Origin of the sequence: Streptomyces ambofaciens ATCC 23877 (assembly GCF_001267885.1) — a bacterium.
Taxonomy (GTDB): Bacteria; Actinomycetota; Actinomycetes; order Streptomycetales; family Streptomycetaceae; genus Streptomyces; species Streptomyces ambofaciens.
The window spans coordinates 6,647,561-6,665,709 of sequence record NZ_CP012382.1; the positions used below are offsets into that span (position 1 = coordinate 6,647,561).

The 18,149-nt window shown below is 72.6% G+C and carries 18 protein-coding genes and 2 pseudogenes; 14 read left to right on the top strand and 6 right to left on the bottom strand.

Annotation, left to right across the window (positions count from 1 at the left end; genetic code table 11):
* The first annotated feature begins 76 nt into the window (after nt 1-76).
* Together SAM23877_RS29300 and SAM23877_RS29310 are read left to right on the top strand one after the other, a co-directional pair.
* Nucleotides 77-553, top strand: a complete 477-nt coding sequence (locus tag SAM23877_RS29300) for a hypothetical protein (protein WP_053139551.1) — start codon at nt 77-79, stop codon at nt 551-553.
* A 412-nt stretch (nt 554-965) separates the two neighbouring features.
* Nucleotides 966-1,166, top strand: a complete 201-nt coding sequence (locus tag SAM23877_RS29310; protein WP_053139555.1) for a hypothetical protein — start codon at nt 966-968, stop codon at nt 1,164-1,166.
* Between the two features lie 57 nt (nt 1,167-1,223).
* Here SAM23877_RS29310 and SAM23877_RS29315 read toward each other — a convergent pair whose 3' ends face one another.
* Together SAM23877_RS29315 and SAM23877_RS29320 are read right to left on the bottom strand one after the other, a co-directional pair.
* A complete protein-coding gene (locus SAM23877_RS29315) occupies nt 1,224-1,433 on the bottom strand; it encodes a DUF397 domain-containing protein (protein ID WP_053139558.1) in 210 nt (69 codons plus the stop codon).
* Nucleotides 1,433-2,269 carry a helix-turn-helix domain-containing protein gene (locus tag SAM23877_RS29320; protein WP_063796798.1) on the bottom strand — a complete coding sequence of 279 codons (837 nt, stop codon included), beginning with the start codon at nt 2,267-2,269 and terminating at the stop codon, nt 1,433-1,435. The genes SAM23877_RS29315 and SAM23877_RS29320 overlap by 1 nt, the downstream gene beginning before the upstream one ends.
* 470 nt (nt 2,270-2,739) lie before the next feature.
* On the opposite strand from SAM23877_RS29320, the gene SAM23877_RS29325 reads away from it, so the two are divergent.
* A complete protein-coding gene (locus SAM23877_RS29325; RefSeq protein ID WP_053139561.1) occupies nt 2,740-3,000 on the top strand; it encodes a hypothetical protein in 261 nt (86 codons plus the stop codon).
* A 263-nt stretch (nt 3,001-3,263) separates the two neighbouring features.
* On the opposite strand, the pseudogene SAM23877_RS41845 reads toward SAM23877_RS29325, so the two are convergent.
* Nucleotides 3,264-3,386: pseudogene (locus SAM23877_RS41845) on the bottom strand (Rv2578c family radical SAM protein); the annotation flags it as partial.
* Between the two features lie 159 nt (nt 3,387-3,545).
* Here SAM23877_RS41845 and SAM23877_RS29330 point away from each other — a divergent pair.
* From SAM23877_RS29330 to SAM23877_RS29370, 9 genes and pseudogenes are all read left to right on the top strand, one after another.
* Nucleotides 3,546-3,989 (top strand): SRPBCC family protein, encoded by a 444-nt coding sequence (locus tag SAM23877_RS29330; RefSeq protein WP_053139563.1) that lies wholly within the window; start codon nt 3,546-3,548, stop codon nt 3,987-3,989.
* Nucleotides 3,990-4,139: 150 nt separating this feature from the next.
* Entirely contained in the window at nt 4,140-6,539 is a 2,400-nt protein-coding gene (locus SAM23877_RS29335) for an MFS transporter (RefSeq protein ID WP_053139565.1), read from the top strand.
* Nucleotides 6,540-6,655: 116 nt separating this feature from the next.
* A pseudogene (locus SAM23877_RS29340) lies at nt 6,656-6,799 on the top strand (ATP-binding protein); the annotation flags it as partial.
* Between the two features lie 188 nt (nt 6,800-6,987).
* Nucleotides 6,988-7,716 (top strand): class I SAM-dependent methyltransferase, encoded by a 729-nt coding sequence (locus tag SAM23877_RS29345; protein WP_053143010.1) that lies wholly within the window; start codon nt 6,988-6,990, stop codon nt 7,714-7,716.
* 198 nt (nt 7,717-7,914) lie between these two features.
* On the top strand, nt 7,915-8,748 hold the full coding sequence (locus SAM23877_RS29350; protein ID WP_053139569.1) for a M55 family metallopeptidase: 834 nt from the start codon (nt 7,915-7,917) through the stop codon (nt 8,746-8,748).
* Complete coding sequence (locus tag SAM23877_RS29355) at nt 8,741-10,063, top strand: M20/M25/M40 family metallo-hydrolase (RefSeq protein ID WP_053139571.1); 1,323 nt, start codon at nt 8,741-8,743, stop codon at nt 10,061-10,063. The genes SAM23877_RS29350 and SAM23877_RS29355 overlap by 8 nt, the downstream gene beginning before the upstream one ends.
* Before the next feature lie 61 nt (nt 10,064-10,124).
* Nucleotides 10,125-12,080, top strand: coding sequence for a dipeptidyl-peptidase 5 (locus SAM23877_RS29360; RefSeq protein WP_244903025.1), 1,956 nt, complete (start codon nt 10,125-10,127; stop codon nt 12,078-12,080).
* On the top strand, nt 12,077-13,000 hold the full coding sequence (locus SAM23877_RS29365) for a S66 peptidase family protein (protein ID WP_053139575.1): 924 nt from the start codon (nt 12,077-12,079) through the stop codon (nt 12,998-13,000). The genes SAM23877_RS29360 and SAM23877_RS29365 overlap by 4 nt, the downstream gene beginning before the upstream one ends.
* A 41-nt stretch (nt 13,001-13,041) precedes the next feature.
* Complete coding sequence (locus SAM23877_RS29370; protein ID WP_053139577.1) at nt 13,042-13,608, top strand: GNAT family N-acetyltransferase; 567 nt, start codon at nt 13,042-13,044, stop codon at nt 13,606-13,608.
* On the opposite strand, the gene SAM23877_RS29375 is transcribed toward SAM23877_RS29370, so the two are convergent.
* Nucleotides 13,580-13,927, bottom strand: a complete 348-nt coding sequence (locus SAM23877_RS29375; RefSeq protein ID WP_053139579.1) for a DUF6204 family protein — start codon at nt 13,925-13,927, stop codon at nt 13,580-13,582. The genes SAM23877_RS29370 and SAM23877_RS29375 overlap by 29 nt on opposite strands.
* Before the next feature lie 162 nt (nt 13,928-14,089).
* On the opposite strand from SAM23877_RS29375, the gene SAM23877_RS29380 reads away from it, so the two are divergent.
* Nucleotides 14,090-16,069, top strand: a complete 1,980-nt coding sequence (locus SAM23877_RS29380; protein ID WP_053139581.1) for a DUF5107 domain-containing protein — start codon at nt 14,090-14,092, stop codon at nt 16,067-16,069.
* 16 nt (nt 16,070-16,085) lie between these two features.
* On the opposite strand, the gene SAM23877_RS29385 is transcribed toward SAM23877_RS29380, so the two are convergent.
* The gene (locus tag SAM23877_RS29385; RefSeq protein WP_053139583.1) at nt 16,086-16,433 is read right to left on the bottom strand and encodes a VOC family protein; all 348 of its coding nucleotides are present in this window, start codon (nt 16,431-16,433) and stop codon (nt 16,086-16,088) included.
* A gap of 81 nt (nt 16,434-16,514) precedes the next feature.
* Here SAM23877_RS29385 and SAM23877_RS29390 point away from each other — a divergent pair, with 81 nt between their 5' ends.
* Nucleotides 16,515-16,994: a phage holin family protein gene (locus tag SAM23877_RS29390; RefSeq protein ID WP_053139585.1), complete on the top strand. Its 480-nt coding sequence runs from the start codon at nt 16,515-16,517 to the stop codon at nt 16,992-16,994.
* Between the two features lie 75 nt (nt 16,995-17,069).
* Here the strand turns inward: SAM23877_RS29390 and SAM23877_RS29395 are convergent, their stop codons facing one another.
* Nucleotides 17,070-18,029 carry an LLM class F420-dependent oxidoreductase gene (locus SAM23877_RS29395; RefSeq protein WP_053139587.1) on the bottom strand — a complete coding sequence of 320 codons (960 nt, stop codon included), beginning with the start codon at nt 18,027-18,029 and terminating at the stop codon, nt 17,070-17,072.
* Between the last annotated feature and the right edge of the window lie 120 nt (nt 18,030-18,149).

Genomic DNA, 18,149 nt, shown 5'->3' on the forward strand with positions numbered 1-18,149 from the left:
TGTCGTTAGACCTTCCAACTCAACCCTCCTGCCGTGGCGCGTGCGTCATCGTCTGTCAATCTTCCCGGCGGCTGACGTGGACGCTGGGGACGGTAACGGAAAGCGCGTCCAGCTCCACCGGTCGGAGGGCGACGCGCAGAAGGCCGCCCGGCTGCTGAACGGCGAAGGCCTGACTCAGGAGGCCCGTCTCGTCGAGCTGGACCGCAGCATCAAGGCCCTGGAGACGTGGCACCACGAATGGCGCCTCCGCTGGGACGCGGACTACCGCACGCTGCACCCGGGGGAGTGGTGCGAGCACCACAACGGGCCGAAGATGGGGTGTGAGCTGCCGTGCCACTGGAGGCGTTCGTATGCGCTTGAGCGCGAGGGGCGTCAAAGGCTGCGCCGGCGGGAGCGGGAGGACGACGTCGAGATCGTCACCTGGAGCGGGCACGTCCTCCGCTCGCGCCGTGGAGAGCGCGAGGACGAGTACGGCATGACGGTGACGGAGCGACGCCGGGCGACGCGGAACGTGGTCGCGTGGGTCCGCTCGCAGGTGGGGGAGGCCGACTGATGCAGTGCAAGGACATCCCCGACGCCACCTTCCTCGACGCCGTCCGCACCGCCCCTGCCTCCTCCGCAATCGGATGGCGGAACCGGTGGGACGTCCACGAGGCACTGGAAGCCGTCATGGGTCATGAGATCCCGTCCAACCTCCTCATGGCGAAGGCTCGCCGGCTGGAGTCCCGGGGCCTCTTGGGAGGCTGCACCTGCGGGTGTCGGGGCGACTGGCACCCGTCGGACGAGTGCGGCGACCGAACGTACTGCTGCCCGCCTCGTACCATGGCGGCATGAGCGCCCAGACCGGACCCTGCACGAAGTGCCACGAGCCCACCATCCGCTATGGACCCGGAGGGAACCCCCTCTGCCCGGAGTGCCTGGCCCCGGTCCGTGAGCGGCAGGGTAAGAAGTAGAGACGAGGACGAATGAAGCTCGACGACGATACTCGGAACACGCTGGAGGGGCTGGAGCACGTCGAAGACGCACCGCTCACGGCGACGCACGGCCGGTCTGCGTCGCTCTTGCAGTACCTCATGGCCGCCGGCTACGTCGAGAACTCCGGCCCCGGGCGCATGCGTATCAGCGACGTCGGACGTCGCGCTCTCGCTGACCACCGCGGACACTGAGCACCACCACGAAGGCCCCCGCCATCAGGCAGGGGCCTTCTTTGCGTTCAGGCTAGATCAGACGTCGCCACGCTTCACAGCGTCGACGAAGCCCCACCACGTGTCAGCGGAGAAGACGACCGCCGGGCCGGCGGGACGCTTGCTGTCGCGCACGGGGAGAGCCGCGGGAACGGCACCGTGGGCGACCTCGACGCAGTCACCTTGGTTGCCGCTGTATGACGACTTCGTCCAGGTAAAGGGCAAGGCGGAAGAGTTGGGGATCATCATCAGATGGAGTCCTTCAGTCGTTCAATGAGGTCGGCTGAGTCGTCGAACGGCAACGCTGCGGCCCTCAGCCGCTCGAAGGCGCTGCCGTAACGGCTCACTTCCGTATGGTCCTCGACATACAAGGCGTTCGTCAGGTTCTCCAGATAGACGACGTCAAGGTCAGCCGTCTCGGGGAAGCCGAACAGTACGAAGCTTCCGATCATCCCCACGTGTGGCGGGGCATCGAGCGGAAGCACCTGTATCGAGACATTCGGAAGCTCTTGTCTGTCGAGCAGCGATTGAAGCTGCTCCTTCATGATCTTCGGGTGGCTCTTGACCCGCGGACGGAGCGCAGCCTCATGGATGACGGCCCACAGCTCCAGAGGGTCCGGGCGGGTAAGGACGGACTGACGAGCCATCCGCACCTCTGCCAGCCGGTTGACCTCGTCGGGGGTCGACGTCATACCCGTGGCGCTCAGCGTCGCGCGAGCGTAGGCGACCGTCTGGAGGAGTCCCGGGATGAGGGTGGACTGGTACGAGCGCATCGACTGTGCGTCAGCCTCCAGGCTGATCAGGTCCGCGTACGCCGGGGAGATCAAGTCTTTGTAGGTCTGCCACCACCCGCGCCGGCTCCCATGCCGCGCGATGGAGCGGAGGACGGTACGAAGGGACTCGTCCTCGACGTCGTAGAGGTCCAGAAGCTCGTCAAGATCGTCAGGCTTGATGCCCAGGCGCCCCAGTTCGACGCGGCCGACCTTCGATTCGGGCATCGACGTGCGAGCGGCGACGTCTTCGAGTTTCAGCCCCTTGGCCTGGCGCAACTGACGCAGCTTCGCCCCAAGCTGACGCTTGCGCACCGTCGGCTCACCTACTGCGCCCAACTCGTCCCCGATTCCTCGTCTCTGCGCCATCTTCCCGCCGCTGGAGCGACGCGGCTACACAGCCTCCCATAGTTGGGACGCCGACCCTAGATCGGACTGCATTTTTGCAGTCTTGGTCTGTCGGGTTGCAATTCCGAGAGTTCTGGCGACACACTAGACGTGCCATTCCGCACACGGCGAGTCACCGAATGTACGGGGCTTCGTTGTGACGTGTGCCTGATTCCGGGAGGTGGGGGAATGGCGTACGAGCGAACGCTTCAAGAGCCGATCTGCTTAAGCGATCCGCTGGAGTGGGGTCCGAAACCGGCGCCGGGGTGTGACGTGTGCGGGGCCCTCGCGAGTCAGTACGCGACGTTCAACAACCCGAGCAACCCCGAGTACAACCCGTCAAAGGCGACTGACGTTCTCGTCGAAATCGGCCGGCACCCGCACGGGGAGGGGCGCTCGTGACCACGAATCCCTTCCCTGAAGTCTCCTCCGGCGAGGAGCTGGACGACGTATGGGCCGGCCACTACGTCGAATGCGTCGGCTGTGTCGACATGGTCCCGCTGCACAACGGCGAGGACCCCGTGGAGTGGGCGAAGAAGCACACCGCGGAGAGGCCATGGCACACGCGGTTCCGGACGACGCGCATCGTGAACTTCAGCGTGACGGCCGACAACGGACCGGCGGGCAGCCCGCCGGGACTGTTCCCAGCCGTCTCCTAGGCCCGCGGACCGGACCGGGTGCGTCCGGCTCGCGGTGGGCGCGACGGGGGGTGTGGTGCCTCCGTTGAGGTCGGCAGGGCACCAACCTCAGCACCCCCCGTGCGCGTCCGAAACCCTCGTCCCGGCGTCTCCTCCTCCGTTGGGGCGAGGAAGGTCCGCCCAACGCCGACACCTCCGCGTCCAGCCGGAGGTAGAGGGCGGACGAAGCCCCGTTCATCTCCTCTTCCGTGGTGGAGATGGGCGGGGCTTCTTTACGTCCTTCGGTGATGCGTGCTGGATAGCACTTCGGGTGTGTCGACGGTGCGGGTGGTCACCGCGTCCGCGCCGAACAGCGCGGGATCGGCGGCCCGGGCGTGGTCGGAGTCCGTGAGGTTCTCCCAGCGCATTGACGCCTCCTCGGTAGCACTGCCCCCACAATAGAACACGTGTTCCCTTGATCGTGCGGACGAGTCGCGCGGGGCCGCTTCACGCCCCCGGATTTGGTGGCCGGGCGGCGGGGTGGTTGGCTTGCCCGGACCCCGAGAACCAGGCCCTGGAGGAACCCGATGGCGCAGGTCGAGGCGACTACCGAGCGGATCGTCGCAGCGGACGCGGAGACGGTGTTCGACACCCTCGCCGACTACAGCGGCACCCGCGCGAAACTGCTGCCCGAGCAGTTCAGCGAGTACGAGGTCCGCGAGGGCGGCGACGGTGAGGGCACCCTCGTCCACTGGAAGCTCCAGGCCACCAGCAAGCGCGTCCGTGACTGCCTGCTGGAGGTCACCGAGCCGACCGACGGCGAGCTCGTCGAGAAGGACCGCAACTCCTCCATGGTCACCACCTGGCGGGTCACCCCGGCCGGCGAGGGCAGGTCCCGGGTGGTCGTCGTCACCACCTGGCAGGGCGCCGGCGGCGTCGGCGGCTTCTTCGAGAAGACCTTCGCGCCCAAGGGCCTCGCCCGGATCTACGACGCCATGCTCGTCAAGCTGGCGGCCGAGGTCGAGAAGTAGCCAAAGCGCAAGCCCGGGGCGGCCGTTGGCCGCCTCACCGGTTCGAGTGATCTCCGCCCGAAACCACCGCGCTTCCGTAACTCGTCGCACTTGTTCGCAGTTGCCGCATCAGGCGGCAAATGTGAGCAGGTGTGGCGAGGGGAGCGGAACATGGGCGGGATCACTCTGGTGCAGGACGAACCGGTCGCCGCACCCCCGACGCCTCCCGAACCCCCCGCACCGGGGCCCGAGCCCGGAGCCGGGCTGAGCCCGCGCCGGGTGCGGCTCGTCTTCGTCGGGCTGATGCTGGCGCTGCTGCTCGCCGCGCTGGAGCAGATGATCGTCGCCACGGCGCTGCCGAAGATCGTCGGCGAGCTGCACGGCCTGGACAAGATGTCCTGGGCGATCACCGCCTACCTGCTCACCTCCACCGTCGGCCTGCCCATCTACGGCAAGCTGGGCGACCTCTTCGGGCGCAAGGGCGTCTTCCAGTTCGCCATCGTGGTGTTCATCGTCGGCTCGGCGCTCGCCGGCCGGGCGCAGACCATGGACCAGCTGATCGCCTTCCGCGCCGTGCAGGGCGTCGGTGCGGGCGGGCTGATGATCGGCGTCCAGGCGATCATCGCGGACATCGTGCCGCCCCGCGAACGCGGCCGGTTCATGGGCCTGATCGGTGCCGCCTTCGGGCTCGCCTCGGTCGCCGGCCCCCTGCTGGGCGGCTACTTCACCGACCACCTCTCCTGGCGCTGGTGCTTCTACATCAACGTCCCCTTCGGCCTGGTCACCATGGCCGTCGTGGCCGTGGTCCTGAAACTGCCCAAGCCGCAGGCCAAGCCGCGCCTGGACGTCCTCGGCGCGCTGCTGCTCGCCACCGCCTCCACCTGTCTGGTGCTGCTCACCAGCTGGGGAGGCACCGAGTACGCGTGGGGTTCGAGGGTCATCCTCGGCCTGGCGGCCGGAGCGGTCGCCGCCACGGTCCTCTTCCTGGTCGCCGAGCACTTCGCGCCCGAACCGCTGATCCCGCTACGGCTGTTCCGGGACTCCGTCTTCAACGTCACCGGCCTGGTGGGCCTGGTCGTCGGTATCGCCCTGTTCGGTGCCGCCAGCTACCTGCCGACCTTCCTGCAGATGGTCGACGGCGCCAGTGCCACCGAGTCGGGCCTGCTGATGCTCCCGATGATGGGCGGCATCGTCGGCGCCTCGATCATCTCCGGGCAGATGATCAGCCGCACCGGGCACTACCGGTCCCACCCGATCCTCGGCAGCGTGCTGTCCGTCATCGGCATGTGGCTGCTGTCCCGGCTCGACGCCGACACGCCCCGGCTGCACTACAGCATCTGGATGGCCGTCCTCGGCGCCGGCATCGGCATGGTGATGCCCGTCCTGGTCCTCGCCGTGCAGAACTCCGTGCGCCCCGCCGACCTCGGCACCGCCACCAGTGCCAACAACTACTTCCGGCAGATCGGCGGCAGCGTCGGCGCGGCCGTCTTCGGCACGCTCTTCGCCGACCGGCTCACCGACGCCCTCGCCGACCGGGTCCCCGCCGAGGCGGGCGCCGCCCTGCCCGACGCCGAGGCCATCACCCCCCAGCTCGTCCACTCCCTGCCCCCGGCGCTGCGCGACGCCTACATCGGGGCGTACGCCGACGCCATGCCGCGGATCTTCCTCTACCTGGTGCCGGTGCTCGTCCTCGGGCTGCTCATCGCCCTCTTCCTCAAGGAGAAACCACTGGTGTCCCACCACGCCCCCGTGACCGACCCGGGAACCGCTCCGCCCGTCGCCCCCGTCCCGCAGGCCCGGTCGCCCCACGCCGCCGGCATTCCGGTCTGCGGCACGGTGCAGCATCCCGACGGCACCGTCGTGCCCCGCGCGGCGCTCACCCTCATCGACGTCGGCGGTCAGCAGATCGGCCGGGGCGCCAGCGGCGAGGACGGACGGTACGCGCTGGCCACGCCCGGCGCGGGGGCGTACGTCCTGATCGCCGCGGCCGGCGGCCACCAGCCGCAGGCGGTCTCCGTGACCGTCGGCGAGCGCCCGGTGGACCTGGACGTCGTCCTCGGCGGCGCCGGGCGCCTCGCCGGCAGCGTGCTCACCGCCGACGGCAGCCCCGTGCGCGACGCGATCGTCACGCTCACCAACGTCCACGGAGAGGTCGTCGCCACCACCCGCAGCGGCCGGGAGGGCGGCTACGTCATCACCGAGCTGGTGGCCGGCGAGTACACCCTCGCCGCCAGCGCCCCCGCCTTCCGCCCGGCCGCCCTGCCCGTCAGCGTGCAGGCCGCCCGGGAGACCCGCCAGGACGTCGAGCTGGCCGGTGGCGCGGTGCTGCGCGGCACCGTCCGCGCCAGTGCCGGACGGGTCGTGGAGGACGCCCGCGTGACCCTGCTCGACGCGGCGGGCAACGTGGTGGACACGCTGACCACCGGGCCCGACGGCACCTTCCGGTTCGTCGACCTGTCGTCCGGTGAGTACACCGTCATCGCCGCCGGTTACCCGCCCGTCGCCACCGTGCTCCAGGTGGCCGGCGGCGGCCGGACCGAACGCGACCTCCAGCTCGGGCACGAGGACTGAGACCGGCACACCGGCGCGCGCGTGCGCGCCGGTGTTTCCGCGCGCCACCAGTTCCCCCGTTGCCGCACCTGGCCGCCGGCCACGGCCGTACCGTGGTGACGGCGGCACAGATCTTGCTGCCGGCGCTGCGCGGGGCCGGCACCGACGACGAGACCGGGCGCGGACTGCGCGTGGTCAGCACCCTCGCCCGCGAACGGGGCGCCAGCCGTACGAAGGCCGGCAAGACCCTCTGGTTCGCGCTGACGCCGCCCCGCCGCTGAGCCCGCCCTCGCCCCCCGCTAAGTACTCCCGCCCCCGCTGAGCACGCCAGCGGCCCGAGGGGCGCGCGCCGTTTGCACGTCCGGTGAAGGAATGCGCCGGGCGCTTGTGGCAGTGCGCCGGGCGCGGTACACCGTACGGGTCCGTCACCTCCGACGGGCTGTACGTCGTCGCACCTGGGGAGACGGGCATGAGCGTGACGAGCCGGTACCGGGACGCCTGGGAGAGCTTCTGGAACGAGGTGCCGGAGGGACAGGGGGCGGTGTTCTGGGACGCGGAGCCGATGCTGACCTCCGGCCGCCACCTCGCCCACTTCGAGCCGCACCTGATCGACCCCGGTCTGCCGCTGATCGACCTCGGCTGCGGCAACGGCACCCAGACGCGTTTCTTCGCCGACCGCTTCCCGCACGTCGTCGGCGCCGACCTGAGCACCGCCGCCCTCGACCACGCCCGCCGCTCCGACCCCGCCGGCCGGGCCGCTTACCGGCAGCTGGACGCCGCCGACAAGGCCGAGGCGGAGACGCTGCACGCGGAGCTGGGCGACGCCAACGTGTACGTGCGGGGTGTCCTGCACCAGTGCGAGCCCGACGACCGGCAGCCGCTGGCCGACGCCCTCGCCGTACTCGTCGGCACACGCGGGCGAGCCTTCCTGGTGGAGCCCTGCCAGGCCGCCGGGACGGTCCTGGCGGGGCTGGCCCGGGAGCCCGAGGGTCCGCCGGCCAAACTCGCCCCCGTCCTGCGCCACGGACTGACCCCCGGCGCCGCCCCCGACGAGGCGGTGCCGCAGCACCTCCGCGCGGCCGGACTGACCGTCCTGGCGAGCGGTGAACTCCCGCTGTTCACCACGGAGTACACGCCGGACGGCGCCAGGATCGAGCTGCCGTCGACGTGGGTGGTGGCGGGCCCGGCAGCGGGGTGACACAGCCTGCCCGTCGTGGCGCGCGGCCCGCGGGCCTCCCGACCTGGACGCCGGCCCCCGGAGCCCGTCCTCGCCGAGGTGCCGGAACTCGGTGCCGAGGGGGGCGGGGGCGGTCCCTGCCGACCCGGCCCGACCGGTGGAGACCCTTTCCCCCTTCTTCGTAGCCGCCTCCCGCTTCGGCGCGTAACGTGACGCCCCATGAAGATCCTCATCAGCGCCGACATGGAGGGCGCCACCGGTGTCACCTGGCCGGCCGACGTGCTGCCGGGGACGCCGCAGTGGGAGCGGTGCCGGTCGATGTTCACCTCGGACGTGAACGCCGCCGTGCTGGGCTTCCTGGACGGCGGCGCCGACGAGGTGCTGGTCAACGAGGCCCACTGGACCATGCGCAACCTGCTCCTGGAGCAGCTCGACGAGCGCACCCAGATGCTCACCGGCCGGCACAAGGCCCTCTCCATGGTGGAGGGCGTCCAGCACGGGGACGTGGACGGCATCGCGTTCATCGGCTACCACGCGGGCGCCGGCATGGAGGGTGTCCTCGCGCACACCTACCTCGCCAACCAGATCACCGGCGTGTGGCTGAACGACGTACGGGCCAGTGAGGGTCTGCTCAACGCGCACGTCGTCGCCGAGTACGGCGTGCCGGTGGTCCTGGTCACCGGGGACGACGTGGCCTGCGAGGACGCGCTCGGATACGCGCCCGGGGCGCTGAAGGTCGCCGTCAAGGACCATGTGTCGCGGTACGCGGCCGTGTGCCGTACGCCGGCCAGGACCGCCGCCGACATCCGGGCGGCGGCCAAGGAGGCGGCGGCCCTCGCGGTGCGCCACGAGCCGGTGAGCGGCGGTCCGTTCACGGTCGCGGTGGAGTTCGACGCCGAGCACCTGGCCGCGGCCTCGACCGTGGTGCCGGGTGTGGCCCGGACCGGGGAGCGGAAGGTGGCGTACACCCACGACACCATGTTCGACGCGATCCGTACGTTCAAGGCGGTCACCACGATCGCCTCCGCCGCCGTGGAGGAGCAGTATGGCTGAGCAGACCGGGCACACCGGCGCGCAGGCACTGGACGAGGTCGTCCGGTTCACCTCCGAGCTCATCCGGATCGACACGACCAACCGGGGCGGCGGGGACTGCCGGGAGCGCCCGGCCGCCGAGTACGCCGCCGCGCGGCTCGCCGAGGCCGGTGTCGAGCCCACGCTGCTGGAGCGGACCGAGGGCCGGACCAACGTCGTCGCCCGCATCGAGGGCACCGACCCGTCGGCCGACGCGCTGCTCGTCCACGGCCACCTGGACGTGGTGCCCGCGGAGGCCGCCGACTGGAGCGTGCACCCGTTCTCCGGGGAGATCCGCGACGGGGTCGTCTGGGGGCGCGGCGCCGTCGACATGAAGAACATGGACGCGATGATCCTGGCCGTCGTGCGCGACTGGGCCCGGCGGGGCGTACGGCCCCGGCGGGACGTCGTCATCGCGTTCACCGCGGACGAGGAGGCCAGCGCCGAGGACGGCTCCGGCTTCCTCGCCGACCGCCACGCCGCACTGTTCGAGGGGTGCACCGAGGGCGTCAGCGAGTCCGGCGCGTTCACCTTCCACGACGGTGCCGGCCGGCAGTTCTACCCGATCGCCGCCGGTGAGCGCGGCACGGGCTGGCTCAAGCTCACCGCCCGCGGGCGGGCCGGCCACGGCTCCAAGGTGAACCGGGAGAACGCGGTGACCCGCCTCGCCGCGGCGGTCACCCGCATCGGCGACCACGAGTGGCCGTTGCGCCTGACCCCCACCGTGCGAGCGGCCCTGACCGAACTCGCCGCCGTCTACGGCATCGAGAGCGGCCTCGACGACGTCGACGCCCTGCTGGACAAGCTCGGGCCCGCCGCCAAGCTGGTCGAGGCGACCGTCCGCAACAGCAGCAACCCGACCATGCTGGACGCCGGTTACAAGGTCAACGTCATCCCCGGCGAGGCCGTCGCACAGGTCGACGGGCGCTTCCTGCACGGTCACGAGGACGAGTTCCGCAGCACCCTCGACCAGCTCACCGGGCCGGACGTGGACTGGGAGTTCGTCCACCGGGAGGTCGCCCTCCAGGCGCCGGTGGACTCACCGACCTACGCCGGGATGCGCGCCGCCGTCGAGGAGTTCGCCCCCGAGGGGCACGTGGTGCCGTACTGCATGTCCGGCGGCACGGACGCCAAGCAGTTCTCGAGGCTCGGCATCACCGGCTACGGGTTCGCGCCGCTGAAGCTGCCCGAGGGCTTCGACTACCAGGCCCTCTTCCACGGTGTGGACGAACGCGTCCCCGTCGAGGCGCTGCACTTCGGTGTCCGCGTCCTCGACCGGTTCCTGCGCACGGCCTAGGACCGCACGGTCCCGGAGCGCACGGCCCAGAAACGAAGCTGGAGGAGAAGTGGGGCAGTCGGTGCAGACACTGGCGTACGGATCGTGGCCCTCGCCCGTCGACGCGGCGCTGGCCGCCGCGCACGACGGGCGGCCCGACGACGTGGGTTTCGTCGGCGACGAGGTGTGGTGGACCGCGCCCCGGCCCGCCGAGGGCGGACGGCGCACGCTGGTGCGCCGGCGCCCCGACGGCGTGGAGGAGTCGGTCCTGCCCGCGCCGTGGAACGTGCGCAGCCGTGTCATCGAGTACGGCGGCCGGCCCTGGGCCGCGCACCCGGGCGACGCCGGGCCGCTGCTGGTCTTCGTGAACTTCGCCGACCAACGGCTGTACGCCTACGAGCCGGGCGGCGGCGAGCCCCGCCCCCTGACCCCCGTCTCGACGGTGGGCGGCGGACTGCGCTGGGCCGAGCCGGAGCTGCGCCCCGAGCGCGGCGAGGTGTGGTGCGTCCTGGAGGAGTTCACCGGCGACGGGCCCACCGATCTGCGGCGGGTCCCGGTCGCGGTGCCGCTGGACGGCTCGGCGGCCGACGACCGGGGCGCGGTCCGCGAACTCACCGGCGCCCGGCACCGTTTCGTCACCGGTCCCCGCCTCTCGCCCGACGGACGGCGCGCGGCCTGGCTCGCCTGGGACCACCCGCGCATGCCCTGGGACGGCACCGAGCTGATCGTCGCCGAGGTCACCGGCGACGGCGTCCTCCGCGACGGCCGGACCGTCGCCGGCGGGCCCGAGGAGTCGATCGCCCAGGTGGAGTGGGCACCCGACGGCACCCTGCTGTACGCCTCCGACCGCACCGGCTGGTGGAACCTCTACCGCGACGGGCAGCCGCTGTGCGCCCGCGAGGAGGAGTTCGGCGGGCCGCTGTGGAAGCTCGGGCAGCGCTGGTTCACCCCGCTGGACAGCGGCCTCGTCGCCGTCGTGCACGGCCGGGGCGCCACCGCCCTCGGCATACTCGACCCCGCGACCGGCGAGGTCGTCGACGCGGCCGGCCCCTGGACCGAGTTCGCGGCCACCCTCGCCGCGCACGGTGAACGGATCGTGGCCGTCGGCGCGAGCCCGCGCACCTCCTACGAGGTGGTCGAGCTGGACACCCGCACCGGCCGCGCGCGGGTGATCGGCGCCCCGCACCACGACGCCGTCGATCCCGCGTACTACCCCGAGCCGCGGACCCGCACCTTCACCGGACCCGCCGGCCGCGAGATCCACGCCCACCTCCACCCGCCGCACCACCCCGGCTGCCGGGCCCCGGACGGCGAACGGCCGCCGTACGTGATCTGGGCGCACGGCGGCCCCACCAGCCGGTCGCCGCTGGTGCTGGACCTGGAGATCGCCTACTTCACCTCGCGCGGCATCGGTGTCGCGGAGGTCAACTACGGCGGCTCCACCGGGCACGGCCGGGAGTACCGCAACCGGCTGCGCGAGCAGTGGGGCGTGGTCGACGTCGAGGACTGCGCCGCCGTCGCCCTCGCCCTCGCCGACGAGGGCACCGCCGACCGGGAGCGGCTCGCCGTACGGGGCGGCAGCGCGGGCGGCTGGACGGCCGCCGCCTCCCTCGCCACGACCGACGTCTACGCCTGCGGCACGGTCATCTACCCCATCCTCGACCTGACCGGCTGGGGCACGGGGGAGACCCACGACTTCGAGTCGCGGTACCTGGAGAGCCTCATCGGCCCCTACGCCGAGGTGCCCGCCCGCTACGCCGAGCGGTCCCCCGCCGAGCACGCCGACCGCGTCACCGCGCCCTTCCTGCTGCTCCAGGGCCTGGACGACGTGATCTGCCCGCCCGTCCAGTGCGAGCGGTTCCTCGCCCGGATCGCGGGCCGGGGCGTGCCGCACGCCTACCTCGCCTTCGAGGGCGAGGGACACGGATTCCGCCGGGCGGACACCATGGTGCGCGCCCTGGAGGCCGAACTCTCCCTCTACGCACAGGTCTTCGGCCTGACCCCGCCGGACGTCCCGACCCTGGAGCTGACCAGGTGAGGGAACTGACCCGGCCGGCCCGGCTCGCACCCGGCGCCAGGGTGGCCGTCGTCGCGCCCAGCGGGCCCGTGCCCGAGGAGAGGCTGCAGGCCGGCCTAGACGTGCTGCGCGCCTGGGACCTCGACCCGGTCGTGGCCCCGCACGTCCTCGACCGGCACGGCACCTTCGACTACCTCGCCGGCACCGACGCCGACCGGGCCGCCGACCTCCAGGCCGCCTGGTGCGACCCGTCCGTGGACGCGGTGCTGTGCGCCCGCGGCGGGTACGGCGTCCAGCGCATGACCGACCTGCTCGACTGGGCGGCGATGCGCGCGGCCGGACCGAAGGTGTTCGTCGGCTTCAGCGACATCACCGCGCTGCACGAGGCGTTCGCCACCCGGCTGGGCCTGGTCACCCTGCACGGGCCGATGGCCGCGGGCATCGACTTCCTGAAGAACGCCCGCGCGCAGGAACACCTGAAGGCCACCCTCTTCGCCCCGGAGACGGTACGCGTCATCGCCTCCGGCGGTACGCCGCTGGTGCCCGGCCGGGCGCGGGGCGTCACCCTCGGCGGCTGCCTGTGCCTGCTCGCCGCCGAGCTGGGCACCCCGCACGCCCGTCCCTCCGCGCGCGGCGGGCTGCTGTGCCTGGAGGACGTGGGGGAGGAGACCTACCGGCTGGACCGCTACCTCACCCAGTTGCTGCGGGCCGGCTGGCTCGACGGCGTCGGCGGGGTGCTGCTCGGGTCCTGGCACGCGTGCGAACCCTCCGCGCGGCTGCGGCCGATGCTGGCCGACCGGCTCGGCGGCCTCGGCGTACCGGTGGTCGAGGACTTCGGCTTCGGCCACTGCGAGGGGGCGCTGACCGTCCCGTTCGGCGTGACGGCGGAACTCGACACCGACGCCGCGACCCTGACCCTGGACCGGCCCGCCCTGCGCTGACCGGCCCCGCGCGCGGCCGTACGGCGTCGTAGGCTGGCGGGATGCCGCACAACGCACCCCGCCACCTCGCCGAGGGCCCTCGCGTGGGCATACGGCACTTCACCCACGAGGACGGCGCCGAGTTCACCGCCCGGGCCCGGGAGAGCAAGGACCTGCACCACCCCTGGCTCTTCCCGCCGGACAGCGCCGAGGCGTACGACGCCTACGCGTCCCGGCTCATCGAGGACCCGACCAAGGCGGGGTTCCTGGTGTGCGAGAAGGACACTGTGAAAGCCGGCGGCGGCTCGATCGCGGGGTTCGTCAACATCAACAACATCGTCCAGGGCGGCTTCCTCAGCGGCGCGCTCGGCTACGGCGCCTTCGCGCACGCGGCGGGGCGCGGGCTGATGCGGGAGGGACTGGACCTCGTCGTGCGCCACGCCTTCGGGCCGATGCGGCTGCACCGGCTGGAGATCAACGTGCAGCCGGGCAACGCGGCCTCGATCGCCCTGGCCCGCGCCTGCGGCTTCCACCTGGAGGGCTTCTCGCCGCGGATGCTCTTCATCGACGGGGCCTGGCGGGACCATCAGCGCTGGGCGATCACCGCCGAGACCGTGACCTCCGGTTGATCTTCATCGTGTCGAGGTCCGTCACCGTCGACCGCAGCTCCCGGAACCCGTAGCCGAGCCCGCGCAGGGTGGTCTCCGCCCGGTCCTCGGCGATCGCGCCCGCCATCTCCTCGCCGTCCGCGGCGTCCGACACCACGACGTAGCGCATCGAGAAGTGCTTCAGCGGCGCGGGCTCGTAGGACAGGGAGCCCTCCTCGGTGAACCGCATACTCGCCATCCCGTGGTCGGCGGCCTCGGCCAGCAACCGGTCACGGGCCTGTCCGGTCAGCCCCTCCCAGGTCCCCCGGACGATCACCCGGTAGGTGTGCTGCTCGCTCACGTGCCCCTCCTCGACGTGCCGTTTCCTCGTCACCGTGCCGACCGCCCGACCCTACGCCGCCACCGGCACGGCGCCCAGGCGGTCAAACGTGAGCCACATCGCGCCGACGCGACCGGTGGCGCCCCTGTTCACGGCACCGGTGAGCGGCTTCCATGGGGAAGCGTGACGACGATCCGACGTGAGGTACTGACCCTGCCCGCCGCGCCGCTGGGACCGGACAACCCCCTGCCGCCGCTGCGCCCCCTGGACGAGGCCCACCGCATCGACGAGCGCGACCGGGCCGGCCTGCCCCGCGACATGGCCCGCCAGGTCGGCCACGAGCCGCTGCGCAGCCTGCTGCCCCTGCGGGTCAGGGACGGCTACGACCGGGTGCGGGAAGACCGGGAGTTCGACGCCCTCGTCATCGAGAACGACCGGCTGCGGGCCACCGTCCTGCCCGGTCTCGGCGGTCGCGTCGCCTCCCTCCACCACAAGCCGACCGACCGCGAACTCCTCTACGTCAACCCCGTGTTCCAACCCGCCAACTTCGCCCTCAACGGGGCCTGGTACTCCGGCGGCATCGAATGGAACATCGGCGCCACCGGGCACACCACCCTCTCCTGCTCGCCCGTGCACGCCGCCCGCGTGCCCGCCCCCGACGGCGGGGAGATGCTGCGCCTGTGGGAGTGGGAGCGGCTGCGCGACCTGCCCTTCCAGGTCGACCTGTGGCTGCCGGAGGGCTCGGACTTCCTGTACGTCGGCGCCCGGATCCGCAACCCGCACGAGCGCCCGGCGGCGACGTACTGGTGGTCCAACATCGCCGTCCCCGAGGAACGGCGCGTCCTGGCCCCGGCCGACGAGGCGTGGCTCTTCGGCTACGAGCGGCGGCTGCGCCGGGTGCCCGTGCCGGCCCACGACGGAGCCGACCGGACGTACCCGAAGAACAGCCGCTACCCCGCCGACTGGTTCTACGAGGTGCCGGAGGGCCGGCGCCGCTGGATCGCCGCGCTCGACGAGGCGGGCCACGGGCTGGTCCAGACGTCGACCGACGTGCTGCGCGGCCGCAAGCTCTTCGTGTGGGGCACGGGGCCCGGCGGGCGGCGCTGGCAGGAGTGGCTCACCGAGCCCGGCACCGGCGGCTACTGCGAGATCCAGGCCGGACTCGCCCGCACCCAGTTGGAGCACGTCAGGCTGGAGGCGGAGAGCGAGGTGTCCTGGCTGGAGGCGTACGGACCGCTCGACGCGTCTCCCGAGGGCGAGTGGCACGCCGTGCTGCGCGAGGCCGAGGACCGGCTGGAGACGGCCCTGCCGCGCGCCGACGTCGAGGCGGCGTACGCGGCCTGGCAGCCGTACGCCGACGCCGAGCCCGGCGAGAGTCTCGCCGCCGGGTCGGGCTGGGGCGCCCTCGAAGTGCTGCGCGCGGGCTGGAAGCTGCCCGGCACGCCCTTCGCGGAAAGCACCCTGGGCGAGGAGCAGCGGCCCTGGCTGGAACTGCTGCGCGCGGGGGCGCTGCCCGAGCCGGAGGGCCGTGAAGCGCCCGGCGGGACGCTGGTCGCCCGGCCCTGGCGGGACATGCTGGAGACCACGGCCGCCACCCCCCTCGCCGAGTACCACCTCGGCGTCGCCCAGTGGCACGGCGGCGACCGGGCGCAGGCGGTGCGCAGCTGGGAACGCGGCCTGAAGACCGCCGACGCGGGCTGGCCGCTGCTGCGCTGCCTCGCCGTCGCCGACCAGGAGGACGGCCACCACGAGCGGGCCGCCGACCGGTACGCCGCCGCCTTCGACGACCTCTGCGAGCAGCCGTGGGACGAGCCCGGCGCGAGCGGCGGGTCGAGCGGCGGCGACGACCGGGCGGCCGTCACCGCCGCGCTCGGCCGCGAGGCGATCGAGGCACTGCTCGCGGCCGGACGTACGGCGGACGCCCGCGCGGTGTACGAGCGGCTGCGTCCCGAGACCCGGGCCCGCGGCCGGTTCCGGCTGACCGAGGCGGCGCTGCTGGTCGCCGAGGGCCGGCACGGGGAGGCACGGGCCGTCTTCGACGAGGGGTTCGAGGTCGCCGACCTGAGGGAGGGCGACGAGGTCATCGGCCGCCTGTGGGCGCGGCTCGGCGACCAACCCCTCCCGGCCCGACACGACTTCCGGATGCGGCCGGACGGGGAGTGACCCGCCCGGCCCGGTCCTACGCCCGCCGGTCCACGTACTCGTAGATCGCCCCGTCCGGGTGCCGGGCGATCAGGTTGCGGCCCGCGGGCGTCGGGACCGGTCCCGCGATGACGTCCGCGCCCAGGGAGGTGAGGACCCGGTGGGTCTCCTCGACGTCCGCCACGGCGATCGTCGCGGCCACCTTGCGCAACACCTCGAGCTGGGACTCGGGTCCGCTCATCAGCAGGAAGCAGCCGACCGCGGCGACTTGGACGCCGCCGCGTTCGAAACGAAGGGCCGGGCCGCCGGCCAGCCCCTCGTAGAAGGGGATCGCCTTCTCCAGGTCGTCGACGTAGATGCGCAGGGTGGCTCCCAGAATGTCCATGCGGACGAGCCTAGTTGGGGATGCCGGGGCCGTGCCCGCGGCCCGGCCCATGGAAGCCGCCCGCGCGGGTACCCGCAAGGTATGGACCGCATGGATCACTTGGAACACCTGGACAAGCACCTGGTCGACGAACTGGCGCAGGTGGCACGCGAGACCGTGCGCGACGAACTGCGCGAACAGACGCGCAAGCAGCGCCGCAAGGCCACGCTGTACGCCGCGTCCGGTGCGGCCGCCCTGTACGCGGGCGCCGCCCTCGCCCTCGCCGTGGGCCTGGTCCTCGCCATCGGCCTGCCGGGCTGGGCCGCCGCGCTCATCACGGCCGCCCTGCTGGGCGTCGCGGCCTATCTGCTGCGGGGCGCGGCCCGGCCGCACTCCGGCCACGGCGCCGCCTCCGCCGGCGACGCGGCCTCGGCGCCGGGCGGCCTCGGCATGCCGGTCCCGCCGAAGCCGCCCGTCGCCCCCGACGTGCCGGCGGCCGGCATGCCCGCACCGGGCTCCGCCGGCCGGACCGCCCCGCGCGGGGACGACACCGGCTCCGGTGCCCCGCACGGCCGCGGCTGACCTGCCGTCACCGCACCCGCACCGCGGCGCCCCCGGACGAGGTCCGGGGGCGCCGCGGTGCGGGTGGGGACGGGGTCAGCCGCCCTGGAGCCGCGGCAGCACCTTCGTACGGTAGAAGTCGAAGAAGCCGCGCAGGTCGGGGCCGATCTGGTTGACGTAGACGCGGTCGAAGCCGGCGTCGGCGAACCCCCTCAGCTCCGCGACGTGCTCGTCCGCGTCGTCGCCGCAGACCCGGTTGTCCCGGACCATGTCCTCGGTGACCAGGGTCTGGGCCTGCTCGAAATGCTTCGGCGAGGGAAGCACCTGGCCCAGCTCGCCCGGCAGCAACTCGTTGGCCCACAGCCGGTGCACGGTCCGTACCGCCGCGTCCCTGTCGGTGTCGTAGCAGACCTTGGTGCCGCCGCTGACGAGCTTGCCGCCGCCCCCGCCCTTGCGGTACTGCTCCACCATCGAGGCGTCCGGCATCATCGTGATGTAGCCGTCGCCCACCCGGGAGGCCAGCTTGGTCGCCGCCGGGCCGAAGCCGGAGATGTCGATCGGGACGGGCTCGTCCGGGACGGTGTACAGACGGGCGTTCTCCACCGTGTAGTGCGTGCCGTGGTGGTTGACCTCCTCGCCGGTGAACAGCCGGCGCATGATCAGGATGGCCTCCTCCAGCATCTCCAGCCGTACGTGCGCGGCGGGCCAGGCGTCACCGAGGATGTGCTCGTTGAGTGCCTCGCCGGTGCCGACGCCGAGCCGGAAGCGTCCGTTGGTCATCACCGCACTGGTCGCCGCGGCCTGCGCCACCACGGCGGGGTGCATGCGCACGGTCGGGCAGGTCACCGCCGTCTCGACGGGCAGGGACACCGCCTCCGACAGCGCGCCGATCACCGACCACACGAAGGGGCTCTGCCCCTGCTCGCCGTTCCAGGGGTGGTAGTGGTCCGAGATCCACAGTGCCTGGAAACCGGCCTGCTCGGCCATGCGCGCCTGTTCGATCAGTTCCGCGGGACCGTACTGCTCGCAGGAGAGGAAATAGCCGTACTCGGGCATGGGGGGCTGCCTCCGGGACATGGGGCGGGTGGGTCCCGGGCCGGGTACCCGGGCGAGAGGGGGGAAACCGGGCCGGTGGTCGCCCCCGCGGACGTTTGGGTGCCCCGGCCAAGGGGACGC

Coding starts and splice junctions, on each gene's coding strand:
- SAM23877_RS29350 (WP_053139569.1), top strand. CDS start 7,915: ATGAAGATCCTCATCAGCGCCGACATGGAGGGCGCCACCGGTGTCACC.
- SAM23877_RS29390 (WP_053139585.1), top strand. CDS start 16,515: ATGGACCGCATGGATCACTTGGAACACCTGGACAAGCACCTGGTCGAC.
- SAM23877_RS29395 (WP_053139587.1), bottom strand. CDS start 18,029: ATGCCCGAGTACGGCTATTTCCTCTCCTGCGAGCAGTACGGTCCCGCG.
- SAM23877_RS29310 (WP_053139555.1), top strand. CDS start 966: ATGAAGCTCGACGACGATACTCGGAACACGCTGGAGGGGCTGGAGCAC.
- SAM23877_RS29330 (WP_053139563.1), top strand. CDS start 3,546: ATGGCGCAGGTCGAGGCGACTACCGAGCGGATCGTCGCAGCGGACGCG.
- SAM23877_RS29345 (WP_053143010.1), top strand. CDS start 6,988: ATGAGCGTGACGAGCCGGTACCGGGACGCCTGGGAGAGCTTCTGGAAC.
- SAM23877_RS29315 (WP_053139558.1), bottom strand. CDS start 1,433: ATGATGATCCCCAACTCTTCCGCCTTGCCCTTTACCTGGACGAAGTCG.
- SAM23877_RS29355 (WP_053139571.1), top strand. CDS start 8,741: ATGGCTGAGCAGACCGGGCACACCGGCGCGCAGGCACTGGACGAGGTC.
- SAM23877_RS29385 (WP_053139583.1), bottom strand. CDS start 16,433: ATGGACATTCTGGGAGCCACCCTGCGCATCTACGTCGACGACCTGGAG.
- SAM23877_RS29335 (WP_053139565.1), top strand. CDS start 4,140: ATGGGCGGGATCACTCTGGTGCAGGACGAACCGGTCGCCGCACCCCCG.
- SAM23877_RS29370 (WP_053139577.1), top strand. CDS start 13,042: ATGCCGCACAACGCACCCCGCCACCTCGCCGAGGGCCCTCGCGTGGGC.